This window comes from Gilliamella sp. B14384G12 (assembly GCF_016101825.1).
Taxonomy (GTDB): Bacteria; Pseudomonadota; Gammaproteobacteria; order Enterobacterales; family Orbaceae; genus Gilliamella; species Gilliamella apicola_N.
On record NZ_JACFPU010000012.1, the window covers coordinates 26,833 to 53,710 of the forward strand.

Below are 26,878 nucleotides of genomic sequence, written 5' to 3' on the forward strand. Positions count from 1 at the left end.
CCAATTGATTGTTTTTTAGATAACACTTACTTGAGTTTATTCATGTTTATCTGTAAAAATAATTCAGGAGTCTATACCGTTTCATTAAGTTTTGAATATAAGAAAAGGATTATAAGATAAAAAAGTTGATAAAGATTCACTATACTTTTTAATTCAAAGTTATTTTAGGCAGTGACATTATTCTTCATTGTTGTCAGCAAATATCCCAATTGATTGTTTTTTAGATAACACTTACTTGAGTTTATTCATGTTTATCTGTAAAAATAATTCAGGAGTCTATACCGTTTCATTGAGTTTTGGATATGTGAAATGAGCGTTACCTGTTTTGATTGTCGATTTGATATTTTATATCAAAACAGATAACGCCCTCTGTTGTTAGCTTTTTATCCAGTTCAATCTAAACTAACACATTAAATTATTATTACTTAGTTATTTTACTGCCTTTTTCTTTAATAATATCAGATCCTTTTTCTACCTTAATTGTCGTTTTACTGAACTCTACGGAGGCATTACGAATTTTAAAACCAAGTTCAGATTCAATATTAATGTTAGAAAATTTGATATTATCAAATGGTTTTTCAGGGGTTCCAATGATAAAACCTGCATAATTGGTTTTACCTTTAACTGTAAGATTATTAAAGCTTATGTTATTAAAGTAAGGTGTTTCGTTTTCTTTATACTCTTTCGGTTGTTCATTATCAGCAGGATAGATTTGGTCGCCTAGCATAAATCCACCTGCAAATTCGCCTTCTTGCAACGCTTTCACTCTCGCATCTTTAGTTGTTGGTCCTCCTTTATAATAAGCTGACAGTACAATTGGTGTTTTTACATTAATCATTGTGTTGTTGTTATATTGAATATCTTTGACTTCGCCACCTTTACCTCGAGGAGATTTTATTCGAATACCATACATTGCATCGGTGAAAGTATTATTTTCAGCAAGCAGATTACTCACGCCACCATTTGTTTCTGAGCCAATAGATAACCCACGCCCAAGCATAAAGTTATTATCAGCAATATAAAAATCATGGCTAAGGTTGTTTACGGTCGCTTTGATTGCAACGTGATCATCGCCAACACTAATATTGTTTTTGGTAATGCTGACTCTTCTACTATTCATTGGATCAATTGCATCAGTATTTTGCCACCAAGCAGGAGCGGATATGGTTGTTTTGTTAATCGTAATATCTTCTACATTTTTAAAAACGATATGAAAACTTGGTGAATTCTGTATAGTGACGCCTTCAATTAAGATATTATTTGCGTCTTTAAATAAAAGTAAACGTGGACGATTTGTTGGTCCTTTTTTTCCTGCCTTACGAGTCTCCGCGCGATATTTTTCTAAAAGCGTTGAACCCTGTCCATCAATAATACCTTCACCAGTGATAGCAATATTCTTTTCTTCTGCAATATTAATAAAGCCAATCCATTGTTCAGCCAATGGCAATGATTTAGCCGAGCTTGACCATTTTTGTTGTTTTTCTGTGGGATGATAAGCACTTTCTTCAGCAGAAGCTTGTAAAACAGCACCTTTTTCTAAATGAAATTCAATATTACTTTTTAAAAAAAGGGGTTCTGATAAGTAATAACCTTCAGGGACAATAATTTTACCTCCGCCTTTTTGAACACAATCATCGATAGCCGCTTGAAATGCTTTTGTGTCATACCAAATACCTGTTGCTTCAGCACCATAGTCTCTAACATTACATTGTTTATTAGGAATATTTAATTTTTCTAAAGTAACAGGGGAAAATGAAGGCGATGCAAAAACACCAAAACTAGCTGTGAGGGATAATAGACCAATAGATAATCCATTTTTTATAGTTAACCGATACATAATTTTTCCTTAATCAAAAGTAAAAAAGACAAAATAGTGAATATACAAATGATTATCTAGGTTAACTGTAAAAGAATCTGTTAATAGAATCACAAAACAGGAAAATAGTTTATAAAAATTGAAATGAAGTTTTATTTTTTGATGTATGTTAACTATCTATTCGATTATCTAATGGCTTAATTAGCTAATTGATTGGCCATTTCATCACTAATGACTAATATATCAATATAATTTGCATTTAACGCCGCAATCAAACTATTGAGTTTTTCCGCATCACCACTCGCACATATTTTTAAAGGAATTTTTTTGAGATTTTCTAAGGTAACACCAATGATTTGATCATGAAAAGGGGTTTGTAATTCCTTACCGTTTTTATCGTAAAATCGTGACAAAATATCTCCGACAATTTTTTTGTTAGTAATTTTTTGAAAAAGTTCACCATAAAAACCATACCAAATGGAGTTTTTGGATATTGCAGGACAGCCTATACTAAATAAAGCAACGGTAATTTTATTCCACCAATTATTAAGTTCCTTCATATGCTGAGTTTTTTCGATTTCAGTTTTCAAATTAGCGGTATCGACGATGGCAGGGTAGTCAATTAATATCGCGTTACTTTTAAGTTTATCCGAAAGTTTATAAGCTATATTATTTACATGGTATTTTGTTTCGATCTTGCCAGATGGGCCACCAATCATTGGTACGATGGTAACGTTTTCGAATGTAGCATTATCATTTTTTAAGCTATTAACTATATAATTGATCGATCGACCCCAAGACACACCAATTACATCATTCTCGGTAATATTTTTGAGTAGAACATTTGAAGCGACATTACAAACAATCTGATTTTTACTTTCATTGTCTATATCAAGATTGACTGGTACGACAATAACTTGTTTTAAATGATATTTCTTACGAATTTTTTCTTCTAACGCGATATCGGGTAACAAATTATAATTAATCGAAATCGAAACAATACCGAGCTCGCGTATTGTTTTTAACATGCGACTAATGCTTGAACGATGTATATTCACAATTTTTGCTATTTCTGATTGTGTTTTATTTTCTTCATAATACAACTGAGCAATCTTAATTAACATCTTGTGTTGTTCAAACTCGTCGTTGCGAAAATTTTGATTAATCATAGTAGCGTTATCTTATTATTTTTAGTTATTAAAAAACTCCGTGTTTTTATTCACATCAAGAAGTCATTTTTGTATGACAACTTGAAGTGAATAGAGTATACCAAAAAATCAAGAATCGATATCAGGAAAATAGTTTAAAACATAATCTTCGGCCTCTTTTGACCAAATGCCATGATTTTTAGACAATATCTTGTGTAAAGCAACATCATCTGCATCATCATTTAATGATTCCAAATTTTTAAGATCAAACTTTTTATGAGTATAAACTAATTTTTTTCCTCCTTTAATCTGGTCTTGAATTTGAGTGATGTTACTGGCGTGATCAATACCCATAATATGCGATACGATTTTTGCCACATCGACTGCTCCCGATTCAATAAGTTTAACCGCTTCGCGCATGTCATTAGTATTACCGCCTGAAGTGCCAACGATATGGGTAAAGTTATAATGAACATCGTAGAAATTAATTTCAGCAGAAAAGTTTTTGTCTTGTGGACCGGCAAAAAAGTTAAGGCAACCGTCAATTGCCAATAATTGAGAGGCAAGTTGAATCAACTCTTGCGAAGGTAAGAAAACAAAAACATCATCGAAACTGCCTGTTGTTGATTTATTTTTTAATAGGGTAACTTGATCATCGGTCTTTGAGATATCCACAAATTCTAATTCAATACCATTGCTGGATTGGTAAAGGGTTTTTAAGTGTTCTATTTTTTCTTTACTGCGACCGGTTACGACTATCTTTTTAGGTGCAATAGGACCACCTAATGCATAATCTATTGCCAGCATTCCCATCGGACCGGTACCACCTAAAATAATCAAATTACCATTAGGTTTTATACCCATAATATGTTCATAACTATTGGATTTTAAGTGAAAATTAGCATTAAATGCGCCAATAATACATGATAAAGGTTCAATTAATGCACCTTCGAAATAAGTTTGTCCATCATAAGGAATCAAACAGTCTTGTTTTAATACATCATGGTTGATTATCATGTACGTTGCACAACCACCAGTATAAGGATAGGAGTATCCTACGCAATATGGACTATCCGTCAGTTGCAAATTGGCTTGAACAACATATTTTTGTCCGGGCTTAAATTTATGTTGCCAATTTTTTCCAACCTGTATAATTTCACCACAACATTCATGGCCAATAATGATTGGATTATTTTTTAAATCAGGTGGTGTCTTTTTATGATTTTCACCTTGATTGACTAGTTTTAATGAAGACATACACATACTATCAACAATGACTGTCACTAGAATTTCATCATCAGTAATTTTGGGAAGTTCAAATGACTCCAATCGCAAATCATTTTTTCCATATAGTCTAACTGCATGAGTTTTCATATATTCCTCTTATTTTTAAAATTGATTAAATTTGCTCAGTAAAAAAGGTTCAAAGTAACTGTATTACTGGTTAAAAATTAGTGTTATCCGATCACTTTGTAATGACTTTGAACCTGTTAATTAATTTTGGGCGGTGAAGTTTTTGTTTTGAATCTATCTTTTAACCAAGAATACCTAAACCATAGCCAATAATGCCTACCGCAAATAATGCAAAGATTAAAGTTATTGGACTAACTTTTTTTCTTAATAATTTCATCATTAACAGTGTTAATGCTAAAGGGAGTAATCCTGGCACCAGATCGTTAAGGATGCCTTGTACTGTCATAGTGACCTCTTCACCATTCATGCCCGTAGTTTGTGACACAATAAGTGGGACATTAATCGAGGTCCATTTGGTGACCAATACGCCCATTATGAATAACCCTAAAATAGATGCACCTTCAGTTAATTTTGGAAGAATATTACCGGATAGATCTTTAACGATTCCGATTCCTTTCGATAACCCATAAGTTAAGCCATACCATTTCATCGCAATTCGAATTAAGTTAAAGAGGATAAAAAACAGTAATGGACCAGCGATATTTCCAGTAAGCGCTAATGATGCACCAAGAGCGGCGGTAATTGGACGTAATGTGCCCCAAACTAATGGATCTCCCACACCCGCTAAAGGCCCCATAAGACCAACTTTTAAACTGTTAATCGTGCCATCAGAAATATCTGCGCCATTTGCTCTGGCCTCTTCCATTGCCATGGTGACGCCTAAAACAGGCCCACACATTGCAGGTGTTGTATTGAAAAAGGTTAGATGTCTTTTTAATGCTTCTCTTTGCTCTTCTTTTGTTTTGTATACCCGTTTAATTGTCGGAATCATATCGACACAAAAAGCTAAGGCATGAATTCGTTCATAGTTGAAAGATGCTTGTTGAAAATTAGATCGAATAAATGTGCTGACAATATCTTTCTTTTGTATAGTATTTAATACTTCTTTCATAATAAAACCCTTTACTTATTAATCATCTAATTCATCATCAGCAATGATTGAATGGTTATTGGTCACGACATTAATGTTTGTTTCATTACTTTTAGTTGTATTAAATTTAGAATTTAATTGAACATAAATAATGGCAAAAATGACGCCTAAAATGCCAAATGACAGTAAACTAAAATTCAAATACCCACCAAGAACAAACCCTAAATAGAAGAAAGGGGCCAGATATTTAACCATCATCATGTTCAAGACCATTGCATAACCAACCACAACAATAAAACCACCGGCAACAGCAAGACCTCCCGTCACAATATCTGGTAACAGATTTAATAAGCTTTTGACGGTGTTTGCATCAACATAAATGGCAACTAAAGTTGCAGGTATTGCCACTCGCAATGCTTGTACAAACAGCGCACTAAAATGCAAAAGCTCTATTTTTTTGAATTGAACTTTTTCAGCAGCGTTATCCGCTTCATGTTGAAAGGCAACCGTGATGGTTCTTGCAAATACCGTTAAAACTTGTCCAGCGGCAGCAACGGGTAGGGCGATTGCAATTCCGGTTTGAATATCTTGTTTACCAACGACAACTAAAATTGCTGATATAACACTAGCGAGTGCTGAATCGGGTGATTGAGCGGCACCTATATTCATCCAACCTAATGCTATCAATTCAAGCGTACCGCCCAAAATAATACCTGTTTTTATATCGCCTAAGATTAAACCTATCACGGTACAAGCAATTAATGGCCGATGGGTTTGAAACTCATCAAGTACACTTCCCATTCCTGCGATACAAGAAAAAATAAAAATTAATACAATTTGAAATAATGAAATTTCCATTTTCTACCTCCTTATTTATTACTAATGATGGTTGTTAATATGGAAATTCTTGGTCAAGCAATTTGATAAAATCGACGGTAGGATCGGTAATCACCACTTTTAAGCACAGATCAACCCCCATCTGATGCATTTTTCTAAATGCTGATACATCGTTTTCATCGAGTGAAACAGCTTTAGTAATCTGCTTTTTGCCTGTTTTGAAAGACATACCGCCAATATTGATACTTTTAATTGGTACACCTTCTTCAATCAGTCGCATGACATCTGTTGGGTTGGTAAAAAGATAAAACACCGTATCATTTTCATATTTAGGGTTTTTATAAACAGCCGCCGCTTTAGCAATACTCACCACAGAAACTTTAATTCCAGGAGGAGCCGCTTGTTTAACTAAAGTGGAACGAATTTCGTCATTAGCCACTTCATCACTAACAACAATTATTCTTTCTGCTTTGGCCTCTTTGGTCCAAACAGTCGTGACTTGACCATGTATTAAACGGTCATCAATACGGACTAAATTTATAATCATTTAAAATTCCTCATGTTTAGCGATGTTTTTGGATAGTTGACTGAAAGATTTGATAAAATCTGCTTTCATGTCGTTAAGTTGTTCAAAAGTTTCTTCTAAGCTGATTGAGGCGTAATCAATATGTAATAACGCTAAACAAAGTGGTAAGGATAAGCCACTGATGACTTCAATATTGCCATTTTGCATTGCCAACATTGCCGCTGCGTTATAGGGGCTACCGGAAAAGATATCAGTAATAATAATGAATGGTTGCTCAGTTGATTGACTAATAATTTTTAGGTATTTATCTTTTAAACTCTCAATACCTTCACCTAATTGAAAAGTAATAGCATGTAGGTTTGCATATTCTCCAGCTATCATTTCAATACTCTTCTTCATTTCAATAGCAATGTTTCCATGGCCAGCTAATATAAAGTTCATATCACACCTCTTTCACAAATTCTCTTGTTGCTTCACAAATGTTTAGGTGAATTTATATTCACAAATAATCAAAGTAAATCACAAATGTGAAGAAATGTGATTTAGATTTGATTTTCTTGCAAAATAAAAGAAATTTCTTTTATGGTGATATAAAAAAGTAGTAATTTGTAAGGTTAAACTTTATAAAATTGAGGGGGAAAATTGAATTATGATTATTCTTTAATAAAAGAAAATGTTGCGTTTTGTAGAATCTGTAAAGTAAAAGATTTTTTAAGATAGAATCCTCTTGGACGTGTTAGGATAATTTGTCCATTTTCACCAATCGCTTCAGTTAATGCTTTTCCATTTGCTGCTTTAGGTCTGATTTGTAGATAAGTACCATAGCGAGCGGTAATCTTTTCCACTTGACCCAGTGCTATCATATCCATCAATTCTTGCCAATCTTGCTTAAGCTGTTGCTCTTGTTCGTGCGTTGGTGTCCATAAAATAGGATGCCCCACTTTTCTATCTGCAAGAGGAATGGTTCTTTCTCCTTCAATTGGGATCCAAAGTACTTTACTGAGTTTATATTTGACATGACTCGTTTCCCAAATCACACCATGATTCGCCATTAATGGCGTAACACTAACAAAGGTCGTTTCTAATGGTTTACCTTGTTTGTTGATTGGAATTGTTTTTAGTTCAATGCCTAAATTAGCAAAATCGCGTTCCGCTTTACTTCCAGCATTCGCACCTAAAAAGGTCTCAATAAGATTACCCGCCCAGCCTTTTTGCTTATTAAGATTATTCGGTACCGGCATATTGAGATAATGGGCTATTTCACCAAACGTATAACCCGCAACTAATTGGGCACGGTTTAATAATTGTTGTTCATTGGTTGGAAAATAAATTGTTGTCATGTCAAAACTTTATCAATTGCAAAATAAACCCACAGTTAATTAGAACTGTGGGTACTCAATAAAACATAATTAACTTAACTTTTCAACCCAATGTGCATAACTGTTGATAATAGCAAAAAGAAATTCTTTGGTTTTCTCGTTCATATTCCCATTTTCATCAAAAGCGTTATTAATATTTCCTATATAGGCCTCAGGTTGTTGTAAGGTTGGCATATCAAGAAAAACGAATGATTGTCGTAATTGATGATTAGCACCAAAACCGCCTATAGCGCCTTGTGATACAGAAATTACCGCCGCAGGTTTTTTGGACCAAACACTTTTACCATAAGGACGAGAGCCGACATCCAAAGCATTTTTAATTACGGCTGGTAAACCTCGGTTATATTCTGGGGTAACAAAAATTACACCATTACAATTGGCAATTTCTTGACGAAAACGAACGTAGGATTGGGGTGGGGTGTCTGTATCAATATCTTCATTATAAAAAGGTAAATCGCCGATCTCGATAATATCGAGTGACAGTGATTGTGGTGCAATTTGCTTAAATACCTTCGCTACTTTTAAATTGAAAGAATCTTTACGTAAACTACCAACAAGTACAGCTATTTTTTTACTCATTTGTAATTCCCCTTAATAGAAAGATAAAGAGACACAATAGTGTGTCTCTTATTAGGGATAATGATTCAACATTACTAAATTTTTAGTGACCTGAAGAATCCAATTTACGACTGGTTTCAAACAAAAACCAAGCACGTTTTTCAGTTTGATCTATCCACTCTTCAATTAAACTTGCTGTTGCCGAATCGTTATATTTATCACAAATATCATGTGCAACCCGCATACGAGTGGTAAGTTTAATATTATCTTGGCAGAGTTCAGCAATCATATCTGACGGTTCAACAAAATCCGCATCATTATCAGAAATACTTTGTAATTTTGAAATGTGACCAATAGAGCGCAATGTTGTGCCACCTAATTTACGCACACGTTCAGCAATTGGATCGGTCATTGCGAATAATTCGTCACCATGATCATCTAACATTAAGTGATAATCACGAAAATGAGGACCACTTACATGCCAATGAAAGTTTTTAGTTTTTAAATATAAAGCAAATACATCTGCTAATACAGAGTTCATTGCGCCGGAAATATCTTTTGATGCTTTTTGACCTAAATCAGTAGGGAACAAAATTGCTGCTTGCTGTAGTTTCTTTGCGCTAGCTGCTTTTTTAGATTTAGAAGAGGTAATACTTTTAGCCATGATATTCTCCTTAAGTTGAAAAACAAAATAAGTGTGTATTTACAAATTACGCTAACTGACAATCAAAGTCCAATCAAAATGAGCTATTGTTGGCTATCACTGCTATTTTAGCAATCTATGGATAACACTCATTTCATACACTTTCCTTTTTTTAATTATTTTCTAATAAATTTCTTTCACAATAAAAGAAAATATTTCAAAATGTGATCAAGTTAAAAGTTATTTGTTTTTGAAGTTGATAGTATTTAATCGAAATTTAACTCAATAGGAGACATTATGATTGATGCTATTTCATTTGGTGCCGAATGGTTTATTGGTTTATTCCAAGAAGGAGGCAAAGTTTTTGTGGGGATGGTAACGTCGATTTTACCATTATTAATTTCATTACTCGTTGTGATGAACGCACTTATTAAATTTATCGGACAAGAACGTATCGAACGTTTAGCTCAAGCTTGTGCTGGTAATCCTGTTTCTCGTTATTTAATTTTACCGTTAATCGGTACTTTTGTGTTTTGTAATCCAATGACATTAAGTTTAGGTCGCTTTATGCCAGAGTTTTATAAACCAAGTTATTACGCTGCTTCATCTTATAGCTGCCATTCAATGAATGGTTTATTTCCTCATGTTAACCCTGGTGAACTTTTTGTTTATTTAGGGGTCGCAGCTGGCTTAACCACTTTAAATTTACCGTTAGGTCCTTTAGCGGTTAGCTATTTCCTTGTCGGTTTAGGCACCAACTTCTTTAGAGGTTGGATCACAGACTTTTGTACTGCCATTTTTGAAAAAAAAATGGGCATTAAATTAGATAGAAAAGTGCATTTATAACAATGGTAAGGAACACAAAATGGCTAAATTTATTCGTATAGAAAAAGGTGAATCGGGTTGGGGCGGACCTTTAGAACTTCCTATCATTGCAGGAAAAAAAATCGTCTATATTGCAGCCGGTACGCGACCAGCAATCGTTGACACACTCACTCAATTAACAGGCTGGCAAGCAATTGATGGTTTTAAAGAGGGAGAACCACCTAAAGAAGAAATTGGCGTGGCGGTTATTGATTGCGGTGGCACATTACGTTGCGGTATTTATCCAAAAAATCGTATACCAACGATTAATATTCATGCAACGGGCAAATCCGGGCCTCTTGCTCAATATATTGTTGAAGACATCTATGTTTCAGCCGTAAAACCAAACAATATCACATTAATTGAAAAAGAGGGGGATGCTGTTAACCAAGCTGCATCGCAAGCGAGCAAAACCACTTCTGAATTTAAAGATTATGATAGCAGTAAAAAAATTACTGAACAAAGTGATGGTTTACTAGCAAAAATCGGTATCGGAATGGGATCGGGTGTTGCCGTTTTCTTCCAAGCGGGTCGTGACACTATCGATACCGTACTTAAAACCATTCTTCCCTTTATGGCGTTTGTATCGGCATTAATCGGAATTATCATCGCATCTGGGTTAGGCGACTTTATTGCACATGGTCTTGTGCCATTAGCTAATAATCCACTTGGTCTAGTTATATTGGCGCTAATCTGTTCTTTCCCTTTGCTTTCACCGTTCTTAGGACCGGGCGCGGTTATTGCACAAGTTATTGGAACCCTAGTTGGGGTGCAAATAGGGCTGGGTAATATTCCACCTCATCTCGCTTTACCAGCATTATTTGCCATTAATGCGCAAGCAGCATGTGACTTTATACCGGTTGGTTTGTCACTAGCAGAAGCTAAGCAAGATACCGTTAGAGTTGGCGTACCTTCGGTACTTGTTAGTCGCTTTTTAACGGGAGCACCAACCGTATTAATTGCTTGGGGCGTTTCATTATTTATCTATCAATAAACCGATTAAAAAATGGGATTGCGCATCCCGTTTTAAGCTAACAATCGCAATAAAAATGAGTGTTTAGTACAGAAAATAAGAAGGTTAAGAATGTCAAATGTTATCTATCAATCAAACATTAATCAAATTGGTGAATTTGCGTCAGAAGCATTAGCTGATGGCATGCTAATTCTATTTAAAACCGGTGCGCCAGCCGATTTAGCCGATTACTGCTTTATTCATAGTCATGATGTTTTAAAGCAGGATTTACAAGTCGGACAAGTGATTCATTTAGGTCATCATATTTATAACATTACAGCGGTAGGTGATGTAGCAAATGTTAATTTTCAACAATTAGGACATATCACAATAAGGTTTGATGGTAATCGTCAAGCTGAATTACCCGGAACGGTGCATGTAAAGGGTGAAATCCCTGAAAAACTTTTTGTAGGTGATGAAATTAAAATTTTAAATAATTAAGGAAAATAAAAGATGAAACAAGTAGCAGTTATTGTAGGTGGTGGTCAAACTTTAGGTGAATTTTTATGTAAGGGTATTGCTGATGCTGGATACAAGGTTGCCGTTGCTGATTTAAATATCGCAAACGCCAATAAAGTTGCAGACGAGATAAACCAAAAGCATGGTGCAGGTACTGCTAAAGGTTTTGGGGTTGATGCAACAAACGAAGAAAGTGTTATTCAGTTGGCAAATGATGTTAATGATACTTTTAAACGTGCGGATTTAATGGTGTACAGCGCCGGCGTTGCTAAAGCTGCGCCAATTACTAATTTCGTATTAAGCGATTTTCAACTATCAGTGAATGTAAACCTTACTGGTTATTTCTTATGTGCACGTGAATTTGCTAAATTAATGGTAAATCATAAAATCCCGGGTCGAATTATTCAAATTAACTCTAAATCAGGTAAAGTCGGCAGTAAACATAACTCTGGATACAGTGCGGCTAAATTTGGCGGTGTTGGGTTAACTCAATCATTGGCGCTGGATCTTGCTGATTATGGAATTACAGTCAACTCATTAATGTTAGGTAATTTATTAAAATCGCCAATGTTCCAATCATTAATACCTCAGTATGCTAAAAAGTTAGGTATTGCAGAAGATCAAGTTGAGCAAGTTTATATTGATAAAGTACCCCTTAAACGTGGTTGTGATTATCAAGATGTACTTAATGTCTTATTATTTTATGCAAGTGACAAAGCCTCTTATTGTACAGGACAATCAATTAATATAACGGGTGGTCAAGTGATGTTTTAATGAGAATAAAGTGCGTAAGTTAATTTAAAACTTATCGCACTTTATTATTCAATTTATATAAAAAGGATTAATCATGAATATGACCAATACGCTAATTGTCATGGCATTGATTGCGTGGTGTATCCAAATTATTTTTAGTTGGTTTCAAATACGCCGTTTTAATCATGCTTTTTTATCCTTGAAAAAAGGTATGTACTTGGGAGTTGGTCGTAGTAAAAATAAACGTTTTAAACCCAGAGTATTAATTGCGATTTCGTTAGATGAAAATCAGGTAGTCATTGATTCAGTTATTATGAAAGGGATTACGGTTTTTGCTATACCCAAACCTATCTCACAATTACATGGATTGTCGGTTTTAGATATCATACCTGAAAAGATATTTCCTAATGAGCCATCTTCACAAAGTGCATTAACTGTCGCTTTGACTGCCAATAAATGAAAATTAACTTTTATTTTGAAAAGTATTTTCTTTCATTATAAAGTATAATAATTATATAAAATAAAAATTTTTATACGCTAGTTATAGTGATGGGATCCAAGCATGAAGGTAAGGCAAAGACAGACAGCTATTTTAGAATATTTGCAAAGTCATGGACAAGTTAGTGTTGATGAACTGGTTGAACACTTTAAAACTACTGGCACAACTATCCGTAAAGATCTTACACAACTTCATGAAAGTGGTTTAGTTTTGCGTACTTATGGTGGTGCTATGCTAAACCGCGAAATTGGTGACCGAGCCATCGATCATAAAACTTACATTAATACTGCTCAAAAAAAGGCGATTGCCGAAGAAGCCTCTAAATTGATCCATGAAGGTGATTCAATCATTTTTGATGCTGGTAGCACGGTTGCTCAAATGATCCCTATGCTTGCTAGATTCAATAATTTAACTATTATGACCAATAGCTTACATATGGTAAATGAACTGGTCGCTAATGATAATGACCAAACTATTATCTTAACGGGCGGAACATTTCGCCGTAAATCAGCCTCATTCCATAGCAATAATGCGTCCGCCATTGCTGCTTTTGAATCCTACACGTTTGATAAACTCTTTATGGGTGCAGATGGCGTAGATTTAGTTGGTGGAGTTACTACATTTAATGAAAGCTATCATGGTAGTGTTGCAATGAGTAAAGCGGCTGCGAAATTAATCTTATTAGCGGATTCTTCAAAATTTGGAAGACGCAGTCCAAATGTGGTGTGTGATTTAAGTGCTGTCGATACCATCATTACAGATAATAATTTAGATGATAAATATTATGATGCATTAATGCAAAAGGGCATTAAAGTAATAAAAGTAAAGCCGTTAACCAAATAAAAAATCCAGATAAAAAATCTTAAAAAGGGTTCAGCCCAAAGTTATGCATCAAACCTAATAATGAATATCAAAGCTTATTAAAATTGGTTTAATAATAAGCTTTGAGTCTTTAACCGTTTTAGATCATTTCCGACAGTATAGATATACGCTCAAACGTTTTTTATTCATTAAATCCTTTGAAAAAGGATCATTGGAACATATCGCTAAGATAAATTAAAATAATAATCTAGCTCGAATGGTACCATCTACATTTTTTAATTTTACTAATAACTCTTCGGCTTTGCTTTGTTCTACTCTATCGATATCAATAACAACATAACCAATTAAAGGATCGGTTTGCAAATATTGTGCTGATATGTTCAAGCCTTGTTCTGCAAATAACGTATTAATTGCTGTTAATACGCCAGGTTGATTGTGATGAATATTGATAAAACGACTTGAACCTTTTGCTGGAATTGGCAAAGCAGCTTTAGGAAAATTAACTGCGGAAAGTGTAGCCCCTGTGTCTGAATATTTAGCAAGTTTTGTTGCTACTTCAATACCAATATTTTCTTGAGCTTCACTGGTTGAACCGCCAATATGAGGAGTAATAATGACATTATCAAATTTACATAATGGCGATTCAAATGGATCACTGTTGCTAGCAGGTTCAGTTGGAAATACATCAATTGCTGCACCACTAAGCTTATTAGCTTCTAGCGCTTGAGTGAGTGCATCAATATCGATCACACTGCCACGGGAAGCATTAAGCAAAATTGCACCTGATTTCATCATATCAATTTCTGATTTGCCAATCATTTTAATTGTCGTCGCATTTTCAGGAACATGCATACTCACAATATCACTCATAGCAAGTAATTCTTTCATGGTTGCAATTTGTTTGGCGTTTCCTAATGGCAATTTGGTTTCAATATCATAAAAGTAAACATTCATACCTAATGATTCAGCAAGTACACTCAATTGACTACCAATATGACCGTAACCAATGATGCCTAAATTTTTACCTCGTGCTTCGTGAGAACCTGTAGCTATTTTGTTCCATTTGCCTTGATGAGCTCTAGCATTGGCTTCTGGTACTCGACGAAGTAATAAAATCGCTTCAGCTAATACGAGCTCTGCAACTGAACGAGTATTAGAAAATGGTGCATTAAAAACAGGAATTCCTTTAACGGTAGCAGCCTCTAGTTCAACTTGATTGGTTCCAATACAGAAACAACCAATTCCAGCAAGTTTAGGTGCAGCATCAATGATATCTTTTGTTAAATGTGTCCTTGAGCGAATACCAATAAATCTTGCATCTTTTAATACGTCTTTAAGTTCAGATTTAGATAATGCACCTTTATGATATTCAATGTTGTTATAACCTGCTGATTTAAGTGTTTCAACCGCACTAGGGTGGATCCCTTCAAGTAATACAAACTTGTTTTCATCTTTCGTTAACGCCTGAACAACCATTATTTCCTCTCTATCCATCAAAATATAATAGGTATTTACTATAATTTTTTAAAAATTAAATAATTTTATTTAACTCTTTTACACCTGAGCTGCATCCAACTAGTGCGATATCTGCCCCTCTATTGGCAAATAATCCAACGGTTACCACACCAGCAATATTATTAATACGATGTTCTAATTCCACCGGATTGGTAATAAGAAGATCATGCACATCTAAAATAACATTGCCATTATCGGTCACGACCCCTTGTCGATATATTGGTTTACCGCCAAGTTTAACTAACTCACGGGCAACATAGGAACGAGCCATCGGAATTACCTCTACAGGTAATGGGAATTTTCCTAATACATCGACAACCTTTGATTCATCCACAATACAGATAAACTGTTTTGCAAGTGCTGAAACTATTTTCTCACGTGTTAAAGCGGCTCCTCCGCCTTTGATCATTTGTAATTGTTGATTGATTTCGTCAGCGCCATCAACATATACATCTAAGCTATCAACATCATTACAGTCTAGTACTGGAATACCATAGCTCTTCAATTTTTGTGTCGAAGCTTCCGAACTTGAAACGGTGCCTTTAATCTGATCTTTGATTGTCGCTAACGCATCAATAAAATGAGATGCTGTAGAGCCCGTTCCTACTCCAACATATGAATCTGGTTTAATATATTTTAAGGCTGACCAGCCTACCGCCTTTTTTAATTCGTCTTGTGTCATGATATCATCCTATGTTAAGGATACTTTTTCTTAAAAAAATAAAATTTTAAAAGAAAAATTATTAAAGATATGGCATAGTACCCAATTGGAAAGCAAAAATCATTAGTATTTTAATAAATATATTAATTTTCGATAGGTTAAAAATTTTTACGATATTAAAGTAGCTTTAATATCCAAGCAATGATCAAATCATTAGTAAAGAGATTATGAAGCGTCCAGATTATAGAGCATTACAAGCATTAGATGCAGTGATAAAAGAACGGGGATTTGAACGTGCAGCTGATAAATTGTGTATCACACAACCAGCCGTATCGCAACGTATCAAACAATTAGAAAGCTTTTTCGGTCAACAATTATTAGTTAGAACGATACCGCCGAAAGCCACCAAGCAAGGAGAGCATCTTCTAGGATTATTGCATCAAGTTGAATTATTGGAACAGCAATGGTTAGGTGATAATGAACAAAACACAACACCATTGTCGTTATCGATTGCAATTAATGCTGACTCTTTAGCAACATGGCTTTTACCAGCTTTAAAGCCCGTATTGGATAAAAATATTCTTCGTTTTGATATTCAAGTAAGGGATGAAGAACATACTTTAGAACTACTGCGTTTAGGTACAGTAGTTGCAGCAATCAGTATTCAACCTAATCCATTACCTGGTTGCTTATCTGATTTATTAGGGGCACTTGATTATATTTTTGTGGCATCGCCTGAGTTTGCTAAAAAATACTTTCCCAATGGGGTAACTCGATCTTCGCTTTTAAAAGCACCTGCGGTTGCTTTTGACCATTTGGATGATATGCATCAAGCTTTTCTACAAGAAAACTTTAATCTAACGCCTGGTAGTGTAATTTGTCATATTACCAGTTCATCTGAAGCCTTTGTTCAGCTTGCTAAGCAGGGATCTGCTTGTTGTATGATACCGATGTTACAGGTTGAGCAAGAGTTAAAAAATGGTGAATTAGTCAATCTGACTGAAGGTTTATACCAAAGACGAATGCTTTATTGGCATCGGTTTGCACCTGAAAGTAGTGTAATGCAAAATATTTCTGAGACTTTAATTCGTTATGCACAACGTTCTTTATCTCAACCACAAGATAGGAAGTAGTAAGTAAAATTTAATGTTTTTTACTAAAACGTAATGCTAACCTGAAACTTTTTTACAAAGTGCAATAACCACTTACAGAGCAGATAATATGAGTCAATTAAAAAATGATCGTTATTTACGCGCATTACAGTGTTTACCTGTTGATTACACCCCTATTTGGATGATGCGGCAAGCCGGTCGTTATCTGCCTGAGTATCGACAGTTACGAGCCAAAGCGGGTGATTTTATGACGATGTGTCAAACACCAGAATTGGCATGTGAAGTGACATTACAACCTTTGCATCGGTTTGACCTTGATGCAGCTATTATTTTTTCGGATATATTAACCATTCCCGATGCAATGGGACTTGGATTGTATTTTGAAGCAGGCGAAGGCCCCAAATTTACTAAATCCCTATCTCAATTATCTGAGATTGAAAAATTACCGATTCCCGATCCGCAGTTATCTCTTGGCTATGTAATGGATGCAATACGTCTGACTAAAAAAGAGTTAAATGGCAAAGTTCCTTTAATTGGTTTTTCTGGCAGTCCTTGGACGTTAGCTACTTATATGATTGAAGGGGGGAGCAGTAAAACCTTTACCAAAATAAAAAAGATGCTTTATAGTCATCCCAAAGCACTGCATCTATTACTTGAAAAATTGGCGACGAGTGTTGCTTTGTATTTAAATGCACAAATTGAAGCGGGAGCTCAATCAATAATGATATTTGATACTTGGGGTGGCGTGTTAAGTCATCAAAGTTATCAAGAGTTTTCTTTAAACTATATGCAATTAATCTTATCAAAGTTAAAACGAGGCAATAAAACTCAGGATGTCACCTCATATGTGCCTGTTACTTTTTTTACCAAGGGTGGCGGATTATGGTTAGATAATATTGCTAACACTGGCTGTGATGCTATTGGTGTTGATTGGACAGTTAATTTGAGTGATATTCGACAAAAAGGTAAAATTGCCGTGCAAGGTAATTTAGATCCGTCAGTTTTGTATGCTGATAGACAAACAATAGAATCTAATGTTGATACTGTTCTTAAAGAATATGGTACTCATAATGGGCATATTTTTAATTTAGGGCACGGTATTCATCAAGATACTCCAGTAGAACATGTACAATATTTAATTGAGGCTGTACATCAACGCTCCAAAAGGTTTCATCATGATTAAAAATCCAGTTCAGTTAAGAATCGAAAAATTAGCATTATGGCAACAACGCTTATTCATGCTTTGTTTGTGTGAAAGAATGTACCCAAATTTTGTCTTTTACGCAAAACAACAGAAAAATGAGGAAGATGCTAAAAGTTATAAGAAAATACTTGATCTGATGTGGGAATCATTATTAGTTGAGAATGTAAAAATCAATTTTGATTTACAGCTGGAAAAGTTAGAAGTGATTATTCCTAGTATTACCGAAGATAGTCCTTATATTATTTACCCTGCTATTGATGCATGTCAGGCATTAAGTGAGGTTTTACACTCATATTTAACCGGTGAAGTAACCGAACACACAGCAAAAGTGAGTAGTATATCGGCAACAACCGTTGCAGAATTTGAAATGACAAAATCAAATATTGTTCTAAGTGAAGATGAACAACAAACTTTACCTAGTGTGATCGATGAATTTGATTTTCAATGGGAAATTTTTCGAATTTTACGAGATGAAAATAACGATATGATTGACTTAATAAAAGGTTTAAAAGCAGATATTCGAGAATCTGCAATAAGTAATATTGGTGTTTTTTTGAGCAATTAAGCTTTTAAATGTGTCATTTTTTTATTTTTTACCAAATTTTCCTTTAACATTGGAGGAATATAGACTACATTTAATAGCAATGTAATCTAACGTTGTTTACAGAAGCAAAGTTGATTTTCGGCATTGCTTATAATGTTAACTTTAACAATAAAATAATTATGTAAGGATATTTCCATGAATAAAACAGAACTTGTCGATGCTATTGCTAGCAAAGCAGATATTACAAAAGTTGCTGCAAAAACAGCTCTAGAAGCAACATTAGCTGCTATTACTGAATCATTAAAAGCTGGTGAGCCAGTGCAACTAGTTGGTTTTGGTACATTTAAAGTTAATGAAAGAAAAGCTCGTATTGGTCGTAATCCAAAAACTGGTAAAGAAATCAAAATTGCCGAAAGTAAAGTTCCAGCATTTGTATCTGGTAAAAGCTTAAAAGAAGCAATCAAATAAGTTTGTTTATTTCTTCCTATTTTATTATATTGATGGGATGTACTTTTGGTCATAAGACGTTGTCTTGTGGCCATGTTTTTTTATCTAATTTTTAACACACAGAGATTTATTAAAAAATAAAAGCGGATACAAGCAAGGTTAAGATTTTATCTCTACAAATTTTGCATTTAAAACTTTTGCTAAATCTTGCGCGATGAGTTCTATTTCTAATCCTCTTCTTCCTCCCGAAATAAACATTTTTTCTAGTTGAACTGCACTTGAATCAATAAGAGTGGGTAATTGCTTTTTTTGCCCTAATGGGCTAATACCGCCGACTAAATAACCTGTAGTTTTTTGAGCTAAATTAGGATCGGCTAACTCTACTTTTTTGCAGTTCAGTGCTTTAGCCACTTTTTTAAGATCTAAGTGATTATCAACCGGTAATACACAAACTGCTAACATTTTATCGTTACCATTTAAACTTACTATTAATGTTTTAAACACTTGTGTAGCAACTACGTTTAAACTTGGATCGAGTTTATTTAAAGCTTCTTGTCCATAGTATGTATCATTAGGATCATGCTCATATTGGTGAATTTTAAATGTGATATTTAACTTTTTAAGAAGCTTAATCGCAGGTGTCATAGTGATGTCTACTGTAATTAAATAAAATAGGTTAATGATTGAATTTTAGTTACCCTATTAACAAAATTAATAGGGTAACTAAACGTAATGGCTATTTTTAAATAATTAAACTGTTATTTTGCTCAGGTGGTTCAAGCGTTGATTTGTTACTTGTTAATAGCATATTCAAACGATAAAAGAAGCAAATTGTAAAAATATTTAAGATCGTTAATAGTGTTGAATAAATAACTGATAAAAAGATATTATTGTCCACAGCATTAAAAAGCGAAATAACTAAAGCCACAAGAAAATATATTAACATCATCGGAAGAGCAAAACGCCAATGAGTTAATGTAGATCTGTTACATTCAGCGAATTTTTCGAAAAAAGTTTTAGTTGTTGGTTGAGCAATTAATCCACAAAAATTGTAGTAAATCGCATTAAAAAATATGGCAAACACAATCGCGACGACTGCAAATAGGAAAATGACTAGGGTCTTTGGAATAATTAATCCCAAAATCATAAATATTAATCCCGCAAATAGGAAAATTATTGGCAATATGATTAAGAAAATCAACTCAAAACCAATCATATTTAGTACATTGGGTAGCATTCTGGATAATACTGTATTTAAATTAAGATATTCATTGACAGAATAGTTATAAATAACAGCAATTAAAATCGCATCAATTATTATAAATAACACTAATTTAATCACTAGCATTTTTAATAAAAGTGGAAATGCGTTTGGACTATTTGCTTGAAGTAATTGAGTAATAATTGTAGGATCAACAGTATTTTTTAAAATTAATGAAGCGACTATATTTAATAATAAACTGATTAGCGCAATTGACCAAAACCGATTTCGAATAAAATTAGTAGTCTGAGTAAAAACTATGGAAAAAGAGAGATCTGTTTGCATATTTACATTCTTACCTTATTAGTGGTAACCAGAAAGCTACCACTAAATATAATTAACGAAAGGGATATTATTGTAAAAGTGAAATATCAGCAACTTTTAAAAATAAATTTTGTAGTTTTTTCAAAAGAGCTAGACGATTAAGTTTCACTTGTTCATCATCTACCATCACCATTACATTTTCAAAGAAAGCATCAATCGGTGTTTTAAGTGCGGCTAATTCAACTAAAGCCTCTTGATAACGTCCATCGTTAAAGTAAGGAGCTAATTTATCCGTTAATATCGCTACATGTTTGGCTAATTCCCCTTCAGCACCCTCTACCAATAGGGCGGCATTAACATGTTCAGAAATAACACTGTCGGTTTTAGATAAAATATTAGAAACACGCTTATTGGCTTCCGCTAATGATGATGCTTCTGATAGTGTTCGAAAATGCGTTACTGCCTTGACTCTTGCATCAAAATCGGCAGGTTTCGTCGGATTAAGTGCTAATACCGCTTGAATGGTATCAATGGTAAAGCCTTGTTCTTGGTACCAAGCACGGAATCGACCTTGCATAAAGCTAACAATATCTTCAACAACATTTTTGTTATTTAGCTTCTCACCATATAGTGATACTGCATAAGTTGACAATTCGGCCAAATCTAATGGTAACGCTTTTTCGACAATAATACGTAGCACACCGATAGCCGCACGACGTAATGCAAATGGGTCTTTATCCCCCTTAGGGTGTTGACCAATACCGAAAATACCCGCTAAAGTATCCATTTTCTCGGCAATTGACACGGCGCATGATACGTAAGTGCTTGGCAATTCATCACCCGCAAAACGAGGTTTGTATTGCTCCTCAATGGCCGTTGCAACTTCAATACATTCCCCATCTTTAAGTGCTAGATAGCGACCCATTATACCTTGCGTTTCAGGGAACTCGAAGACGGTATTTGTCACTAAGTCACATTTAGTCAGTTTACCTGCACGTTTTGCTTGCTCAACGTTAGCGCCAATTTTGTCGGCAATAAAACCAGACAATGCTTCTATCCGTAACGCTTTATCTTTAACCGTTCCTAATTGTTGTTGAAATAGAACGGTTTCAAGGCGAGGTAAACGATCTTCTAAACGTTGTTTTAAATCAGTTTGGTAAAAGAATTCTGCATCGGCTAGGCGAGGGCGAACCACCTTTTCATTACCTGAAATCACCACTTGCGGGTCTTTTGATTCAATATTTGCCACAAAAATAAAATTCGGCAGCAGTTTGCCTTGCTTATCGTAAACTGGAAAATATTTTTGATCACCTTTCATGGTATAAACCAGTGATTCGGCAGGGACAGCCAAAAAGCGTTCTTCGAATTTAGCTGTTAATACAACCGGCCATTCAACTAAAGAAGAGACTTCCTCAAGTAAACTATCGGTTAAATCTGCTTTACCATTTAATTTCGTTGCGGCGTCTTGCGCTTGTTGTTTGATAATAGCTTTACGTTTATCATAATCCGCAATGACTTTACCTCGTTGTTCTAAAATATCTGGGTATTGATCTGCATTATCAATAGTAAATTCTTGCTCACCCATAAAGCGATGACCTCGAATCACTCGATTTGATTCAATGTCTAAAATAGTGCCAGGCACTAAATCTTCACCATAAAGCATTGTTACAGTGTGGCAAGGTCGAATAAATTCAACTTGTCGAGCCGCCCAACGCATTGGTTTAGGAATAGGTAATTTGCTTAATGCGTTTTTTACCATATCACACAATAAATTAACGACAGGCTGACCTTTTTGATTTTGCGTATAACAAAGCCATTCTCCCTTATCTGTTTGAATGCGCTGAGCCTGATCGACACTAATACCACATCCGCGAGCCCATCCTTCAGCGGCTTTAGTTGGATTGCCATTTGCATCAAATGCTGCGCTTACCGCTGGGCCACGTTTAACGATTTGGCTATCTGGCTGCGTGTCATTTAAATTTAAAACTTTTAATGCTAAACGACGAGGCGATGCATACCAAAGCACTTCACCATGTTCCAATTTAGCATTATCAAGTTGTTCAATAAAATTAGCTGCAAAACTTTCAGCTAATGTTCGGAGTGATTTTGGAGGTAACTCTTCAGTACCAATTTCCACTAAAAATGTTTTTTGCATAATCTTTAAATTCCTACTTTGCTGCGCTTGGGTTAGAACGTGAATTTTGGCACATAGGGAAGCCAAGAGCTTCGCGTGATGCATAGTATGCTTCTGCTACCATTTTAGTTAATGTTCTAATGCGTAAAATATATCGTTGTCTTTCAGTAACTGAAATTGCTTTACGTGCATCAAGTAAATTAAAACAGTGAGCAGCTTTTAAAATACGTTCATAAGCCGGTAATGGCAGTGGTTTTTCAAGTTCAAGTAAAAATTTAGCTTCTTTTTCATGTTGTTCAAAACAGTAAAATAAGAATTCGGTATTGGCATATTCAAAATTATAAGTTGATTGTTCAACTTCATTTTGGTGAAACACATCGCCATAAGTTGTTTTACCAAAAGCACCGTCACTCCAAACTAAATCGTATACGCTATCCACACCTTGAATATACATAGCGAGTCGTTCAAGACCATAAGTGATCTCACCTGTAACAGGTTTACACTCAAGTCCTCCAACTTGTTGAAAATAAGTGAATTGGGTGACTTCCATACCATTTAACCAAACTTCCCAACCTAGTCCCCATGCACCTAAAGTAGGATTTTCCCAGTTGTCTTCAACAAAACGAATATCATTAATTGTTGGATCAAGACCTAACTCTTTTAATGAACCTAAATATAACTCTTGAATATTGTCAGGAGAAGGTTTTAAGATAACTTGAAATTGATAATAATGTTGTAGCCTATTTGGGTTTTCACCATAGCGACCATCGGTAGGGCGACGCGATGGTTGAACATAAGCCGCATTAATTGGCTCAGGACCAAGTGCTCGTAAGCAAGTCATAGGGTGCGAAGTGCCTGCACCAACTTCCATATCTAACGGCTGAATCACCGTACAACCTTGATTAGCCCAGTAATCTTGTAACGTTAGTATTAACCCTTGAAAGGTTTTGACATTAAACTTTTGCATGATGTTATCTTTATGGTTGAATTGATTTTTTGGTAATTTAAATAGTGTTGTATTTTATACTTTTTATCCGTGCTTGTGAAATGTCTAATATACTATATGCCGTAATTATTCTTAAACTCGCTTAGATGGTATACATTTTGCATATTTAGTTATTTATATGTATAGTGGTTTATCTTTTACGCTTGATAATAAATCCTAATTACAATTCTATGGCTATTTATCAAAAATTTCTTATCCTTATTTTAATTGGATTAATGTATGCCAACCCTTTGTATGCGATTGATGATAATCAAAAATTACAAAATTTGCGCCAGTCAATTAAAGAACAAGAAATTCGTTTAGCTGAACAGAAAAAGGAAAGGACACAATTAGTTAATGATCTCAAACAACAAGAAACCGAGATAGCTAAACTGCTGACGTCAATTGAAAAAAATAATGCTACACTAAATAAACTTAATAAGGAAATTGCTCAGTTAATCAAGCAAATCGATGAGTTAAACGTTAAACAACAGCAACAAAGACGCGCATTGGCTAAGCAGCTTGAAACCGCTTTTAAGCTAGGCAAAAACACAGGCTTTGAGCTTATTTTTGCTAGTGAACAAAGTGAACGTAATGAACGTCTTATCACCTATTTTGGTTACATTAATGACGCCAGAGAACAACATATTAATGCTTTGCGTGAAACGCAAGTGCAACTCAACGAAAAAAAATTAGCTTTACAAAAGAAGCAAGTTTCTCAACAGGCATTACAAACAAAACGCAAGCAGGAGCAGGTTGGGCTTGAAAAAAATCGCCAAGATAGAAAAAAAACGATTACCTCATTAGAATCATCCATGCAAGTTAATCAACAAAAACTAGCTCAATTGCATGAAAATGAGGCCAAACTACAAGCAAAAATTGCTGAAGCAGAGAGAGAAAGCCGACGTATAGCAGAAGAAGAAGCAAGGCAAGCAAAAAATATTCAAGCAAAACAAAAAAATAATAATTATACTTTAAGCCCAGAAGAGCGATCGCTCATGGCTCGAGTTAGTGGCATTGGTAAACCTAAACGTCAATTTAATTGGCCAGTAAGTGGATCTGTCTTGCATCGATTTGGCGAATCATTACATGGTGAACTGTATTGGAAAGGAATGGTAATCAATGCTAAAGATGGTACACAAGTAAAAGCGATAACCGATGGACGCGTAATATTAGCAAGCTGGTTACAAGGTTATGGTTTTGTTGTTGCAATTGATCATGGTAAAGGTGATATGAGTTTGTATGGGTATAATCAAAGAGTGCTTGTGGCAGTCGGTGATAAAATTTATAGTGGTCAACCCATTGCGTTAGTGGGCTCAAGTGGCGGACAAAATAGTTCAGGATTATATTTTGAAATTCGTCGAGATGGAAAAGCTTTAAATCCTAGTGGATGGTTAAAATAGTGGTTCGTTTACTCATTTCAATGGCCATTGGTCTATTATTACAAACAAGCAATGTATGGGCAGCAGAGTTAGCAATTGTTATTGATGATTTTGGCTATAGACAACATAATGAAGAGCAAATTATTAAACTTTCGCCTAATATTACGGTGGCGGTGTTGCCTAATTCTCCAAATGCACATCGTATTGCCAATATTGCTCATGAGCATGGCAATGATGTGATGATTCACTTACCAATGGCTCCCTTTGGTAAGCAGCCGTTAGAGAAAGATACGTTGTATCCTTATATGGAAGAAGAGGAAGTTGATCGTATTGTAGCAAATGCGGTAGCGCATGTACCTTATGCAATTGGAGTTAATAACCACATGGGCAGCTTAATGACATCGAGCCAAATTGGAATGGAAAATGTTATGAAAGCGCTAAGTTACCACTCAATGTTTTTTTTAGATAGTAAAACCGTCGGAAAAACAGCCGTCAAAGAAGCGGCAAGTCTTTATAATATTCCAGTTGTAGAACGAGATGTATTTTTAGACGATAAGCAAAATGAGGCCATTATCAGTCAACAATTCGATTTAGCTATTAGAGTTGCACGTAAAAAAGGTTCTGCCATCGCGATTGGGCATCCACATCCACAGACGCTCAATGTGCTTAAAAATAAATTGGCTAACTTACCACCTGATATTGAACTAATCAAAATCAGTCAACTTGTGGCGCCATTAACAATAGAATCTAAACCGAAAGTAACATTAAAATATATTTTTGAAAACTGCATAAAATCTTTAGAAGATGCATGGAATTTCAATAATGATCTCAATAAATAATTACTTTTTTTCTAATGTTCGATGGCGAATTTGTATTTGTTTATTTTGTGCTTTAAAAAATTCAGCTAATTGCTCTGCAATGAAAACGGAACGATGTTGTCCCCCAGTACAACCAATCGCGATAGTTAAATAACTTCGATTATTTTTCTCTAACATTGGCAACCATTGTTGCAAATAATTAGCTGTTTGATAGATAAAATTGGTTACATCATCTTGTTTTGATAGATAATTAATTACAGGCTCATCTAATCCTGTCAAGGGTCTTAAATTGATATCCCAATGAGGATTAGGTAAAAAACGGACATCAAATACAAAATCGGCTTCAACAGGCAAACCGTGTTTAAACCCAAATGATTCAAAAATCATTGTTAATTCACGCTCTTTTTTACCTAAAATACGCGCTCTTAAAATATCAGATAATTGGTGAACAGAAAGATTATCTGTATTAATAACCAAACTGGCATGCGATTTTAATGACTCTAAATAACTTTCTTCAAGATCGATTGCTTCTTCAAGTGAATGCTTTTGATTGGCTAAAGGATGTATTCGTCTTGTTTCACTATAACGACGGATAAGAGTGTTACGGCTACAATCTAAGAAAATAATTTCAGGTGTTACTGATTCAGGAAGTTTTTGCAGTATATCGTAATCAAATTCGAAATTGATAGGCAAATTGCGAATATCAATGCTAACAGCGACAGGCGTATCATTGTTTTTTAATGAATCGGCTAATTGTGGTAATAAAGCGACAGGAATATTATCAACACAATAAAATCCCATATCTTCTAGCGCCCGTAATGCAATTGATTTGCCAGAGCCGGAACGGCCACTCACTATCATCAGAATCACAATTCAACCTCCATTATTGAT

The 26,878-nt window shown here is 34.7% G+C and carries 29 protein-coding genes; 12 read left to right on the forward strand and 17 right to left on the reverse strand.

Going from position 1 to position 26,878, the window contains the following annotated elements; translation table 11 throughout:
* Window positions 1–421: 421 nt before the first annotated feature.
* The 10 genes from H3S73_RS11305 to H3S73_RS11350 form a co-directional block, all read right to left on the reverse strand.
* Window positions 422–1,837 carry a glycoside hydrolase family 28 protein gene (locus H3S73_RS11305; RefSeq protein WP_198236668.1) on the reverse strand — a complete coding sequence of 472 codons (1,416 nt, stop codon included), beginning with the start codon at window positions 1,835–1,837 and terminating at the stop codon, window positions 422–424.
* Window positions 1,838–2,013: 176 nt separating this feature from the next.
* Window positions 2,014–2,985, reverse strand: coding sequence for a sugar-binding transcriptional regulator (locus tag H3S73_RS11310; RefSeq protein WP_065738373.1), 972 nt, complete (start codon window positions 2,983–2,985; stop codon window positions 2,014–2,016).
* 108 nt (window positions 2,986–3,093) lie between these two features.
* Window positions 3,094–4,338 (reverse strand): zinc-binding dehydrogenase, encoded by a 1,245-nt coding sequence (locus H3S73_RS11315; RefSeq protein ID WP_198236669.1) that lies wholly within the window; start codon window positions 4,336–4,338, stop codon window positions 3,094–3,096.
* 160 nt (window positions 4,339–4,498) lie between these two features.
* On the reverse strand, window positions 4,499–5,329 hold the full coding sequence (locus H3S73_RS11320) for a mannose/fructose/sorbose PTS transporter subunit IID (protein WP_198228617.1): 831 nt from the start codon (window positions 5,327–5,329) through the stop codon (window positions 4,499–4,501).
* Between the two features lie 18 nt (window positions 5,330–5,347).
* Window positions 5,348–6,166 (reverse strand): PTS mannose/fructose/sorbose transporter subunit IIC, encoded by an 819-nt coding sequence (locus H3S73_RS11325; protein WP_198236670.1) that lies wholly within the window; start codon window positions 6,164–6,166, stop codon window positions 5,348–5,350.
* Window positions 6,167–6,200: 34 nt separating this feature from the next.
* Window positions 6,201–6,692, reverse strand: coding sequence for a mannose/fructose/sorbose PTS transporter subunit IIB (locus H3S73_RS11330; protein ID WP_065738377.1), 492 nt, complete (start codon window positions 6,690–6,692; stop codon window positions 6,201–6,203).
* Complete coding sequence (locus H3S73_RS11335) at window positions 6,693–7,112, reverse strand: PTS sugar transporter subunit IIA (RefSeq protein WP_039129369.1); 420 nt, start codon at window positions 7,110–7,112, stop codon at window positions 6,693–6,695.
* Window positions 7,113–7,324: 212 nt separating this feature from the next.
* Window positions 7,325–8,011: a DNA mismatch repair endonuclease MutH gene (gene mutH, locus H3S73_RS11340; RefSeq protein WP_198236671.1), complete on the reverse strand. Its 687-nt coding sequence runs from the start codon at window positions 8,009–8,011 to the stop codon at window positions 7,325–7,327.
* A 69-nt stretch (window positions 8,012–8,080) separates the two neighbouring features.
* On the reverse strand, window positions 8,081–8,629 hold the full coding sequence (locus tag H3S73_RS11345) for an NADPH-dependent FMN reductase (protein ID WP_198236672.1): 549 nt from the start codon (window positions 8,627–8,629) through the stop codon (window positions 8,081–8,083).
* A gap of 82 nt (window positions 8,630–8,711) precedes the next feature.
* Window positions 8,712–9,272, reverse strand: coding sequence for a Dps family protein (locus H3S73_RS11350; RefSeq protein WP_025314541.1), 561 nt, complete (start codon window positions 9,270–9,272; stop codon window positions 8,712–8,714).
* Between the two features lie 276 nt (window positions 9,273–9,548).
* Between H3S73_RS11350 and srlA the strand changes: the two genes are divergently transcribed.
* The 6 genes from srlA (at window position 9,549) to H3S73_RS11380 (ending at window position 13,681) form a co-directional block, all read left to right on the forward strand.
* Complete coding sequence (gene srlA / locus H3S73_RS11355) at window positions 9,549–10,097, forward strand: glucitol/sorbitol-specific PTS transporter subunit IIC (RefSeq protein ID WP_065738381.1); 549 nt, start codon at window positions 9,549–9,551, stop codon at window positions 10,095–10,097.
* 19 nt (window positions 10,098–10,116) lie between these two features.
* The gene (locus H3S73_RS11360; protein ID WP_086327296.1) at window positions 10,117–11,109 is read left to right on the forward strand and encodes a PTS glucitol/sorbitol transporter subunit IIB; all 993 of its coding nucleotides are present in this window, start codon (window positions 10,117–10,119) and stop codon (window positions 11,107–11,109) included.
* 90 nt (window positions 11,110–11,199) lie between these two features.
* The gene (srlB, locus tag H3S73_RS11365; protein ID WP_039128977.1) at window positions 11,200–11,568 is read left to right on the forward strand and encodes a PTS glucitol/sorbitol transporter subunit IIA; all 369 of its coding nucleotides are present in this window, start codon (window positions 11,200–11,202) and stop codon (window positions 11,566–11,568) included.
* A gap of 12 nt (window positions 11,569–11,580) precedes the next feature.
* On the forward strand, window positions 11,581–12,360 hold the full coding sequence (gene srlD / locus H3S73_RS11370; RefSeq protein WP_039128979.1) for a sorbitol-6-phosphate dehydrogenase: 780 nt from the start codon (window positions 11,581–11,583) through the stop codon (window positions 12,358–12,360).
* 73 nt (window positions 12,361–12,433) lie between these two features.
* Entirely contained in the window at window positions 12,434–12,799 is a 366-nt protein-coding gene (gene gutM, locus H3S73_RS11375) for a transcriptional regulator GutM (RefSeq protein WP_172398420.1), read from the forward strand.
* Between the two features lie 102 nt (window positions 12,800–12,901).
* Complete coding sequence (locus H3S73_RS11380) at window positions 12,902–13,681, forward strand: DNA-binding transcriptional repressor (protein WP_039128984.1); 780 nt, start codon at window positions 12,902–12,904, stop codon at window positions 13,679–13,681.
* Window positions 13,682–13,894: 213 nt separating this feature from the next.
* On the opposite strand, the gene serA is transcribed toward H3S73_RS11380, so the two are convergent.
* On the reverse strand, window positions 13,895–15,136 hold the full coding sequence (serA, locus tag H3S73_RS11385; protein ID WP_198236673.1) for a phosphoglycerate dehydrogenase: 1,242 nt from the start codon (window positions 15,134–15,136) through the stop codon (window positions 13,895–13,897).
* Window positions 15,137–15,191: 55 nt separating this feature from the next.
* Window positions 15,192–15,857 carry a ribose-5-phosphate isomerase RpiA gene (rpiA, locus tag H3S73_RS11390; protein WP_198236674.1) on the reverse strand — a complete coding sequence of 222 codons (666 nt, stop codon included), beginning with the start codon at window positions 15,855–15,857 and terminating at the stop codon, window positions 15,192–15,194.
* A gap of 206 nt (window positions 15,858–16,063) precedes the next feature.
* Here rpiA and H3S73_RS11395 point away from each other — a divergent pair, with 206 nt between their 5' ends.
* The 4 genes from H3S73_RS11395 to H3S73_RS11410 all read left to right on the forward strand — a co-directional run bounded on the left by H3S73_RS11395 (window position 16,064) and on the right by H3S73_RS11410 (window position 19,164).
* The gene (locus H3S73_RS11395) at window positions 16,064–16,969 is read left to right on the forward strand and encodes a LysR family transcriptional regulator ArgP (RefSeq protein ID WP_039128992.1); all 906 of its coding nucleotides are present in this window, start codon (window positions 16,064–16,066) and stop codon (window positions 16,967–16,969) included.
* A gap of 88 nt (window positions 16,970–17,057) precedes the next feature.
* Window positions 17,058–18,131 carry a uroporphyrinogen decarboxylase gene (gene hemE, locus H3S73_RS11400; RefSeq protein ID WP_198236675.1) on the forward strand — a complete coding sequence of 358 codons (1,074 nt, stop codon included), beginning with the start codon at window positions 17,058–17,060 and terminating at the stop codon, window positions 18,129–18,131.
* A complete protein-coding gene (locus tag H3S73_RS11405; RefSeq protein WP_198228624.1) occupies window positions 18,124–18,717 on the forward strand; it encodes a YjaG family protein in 594 nt (197 codons plus the stop codon). Before hemE ends, H3S73_RS11405 begins: the two co-directional genes overlap by 8 nt.
* A 174-nt stretch (window positions 18,718–18,891) precedes the next feature.
* The gene (locus H3S73_RS11410) at window positions 18,892–19,164 is read left to right on the forward strand and encodes an HU family DNA-binding protein (protein ID WP_065738392.1); all 273 of its coding nucleotides are present in this window, start codon (window positions 18,892–18,894) and stop codon (window positions 19,162–19,164) included.
* Window positions 19,165–19,302: 138 nt separating this feature from the next.
* On the opposite strand, the gene ybaK is transcribed toward H3S73_RS11410, so the two are convergent.
* The 4 genes from ybaK to glyQ form a co-directional block, all read right to left on the reverse strand.
* Window positions 19,303–19,788 carry a Cys-tRNA(Pro) deacylase gene (gene ybaK, locus H3S73_RS11415; RefSeq protein ID WP_198236676.1) on the reverse strand — a complete coding sequence of 162 codons (486 nt, stop codon included), beginning with the start codon at window positions 19,786–19,788 and terminating at the stop codon, window positions 19,303–19,305.
* A gap of 97 nt (window positions 19,789–19,885) precedes the next feature.
* Window positions 19,886–20,689, reverse strand: a complete 804-nt coding sequence (locus H3S73_RS11420; RefSeq protein ID WP_198236677.1) for a hypothetical protein — start codon at window positions 20,687–20,689, stop codon at window positions 19,886–19,888.
* Window positions 20,690–20,756: 67 nt separating this feature from the next.
* Complete coding sequence (gene glyS, locus H3S73_RS11425; RefSeq protein ID WP_370528599.1) at window positions 20,757–22,826, reverse strand: glycine--tRNA ligase subunit beta; 2,070 nt, start codon at window positions 22,824–22,826, stop codon at window positions 20,757–20,759.
* Between the two features lie 10 nt (window positions 22,827–22,836).
* On the reverse strand, window positions 22,837–23,769 hold the full coding sequence (gene glyQ, locus H3S73_RS11430) for a glycine--tRNA ligase subunit alpha (RefSeq protein ID WP_084810878.1): 933 nt from the start codon (window positions 23,767–23,769) through the stop codon (window positions 22,837–22,839).
* Between the two features lie 209 nt (window positions 23,770–23,978).
* On the opposite strand from glyQ, the gene envC reads away from it, so the two are divergent.
* Window positions 23,979–25,190, forward strand: a complete 1,212-nt coding sequence (envC, locus tag H3S73_RS11435; RefSeq protein ID WP_198236678.1) for a murein hydrolase activator EnvC — start codon at window positions 23,979–23,981, stop codon at window positions 25,188–25,190.
* Window positions 25,190–26,008, forward strand: coding sequence for a divergent polysaccharide deacetylase family protein (locus H3S73_RS11440; protein WP_198236679.1), 819 nt, complete (start codon window positions 25,190–25,192; stop codon window positions 26,006–26,008). The genes envC and H3S73_RS11440 overlap by 1 nt, the downstream gene beginning before the upstream one ends.
* Here the strand turns inward: H3S73_RS11440 and rapZ are convergent, their stop codons facing one another.
* Window positions 26,009–26,857, reverse strand: a complete 849-nt coding sequence (gene rapZ, locus H3S73_RS11445) for an RNase adapter RapZ (protein ID WP_198228630.1) — start codon at window positions 26,855–26,857, stop codon at window positions 26,009–26,011.
* Window positions 26,858–26,878: the final 21 nt, after the last annotated feature.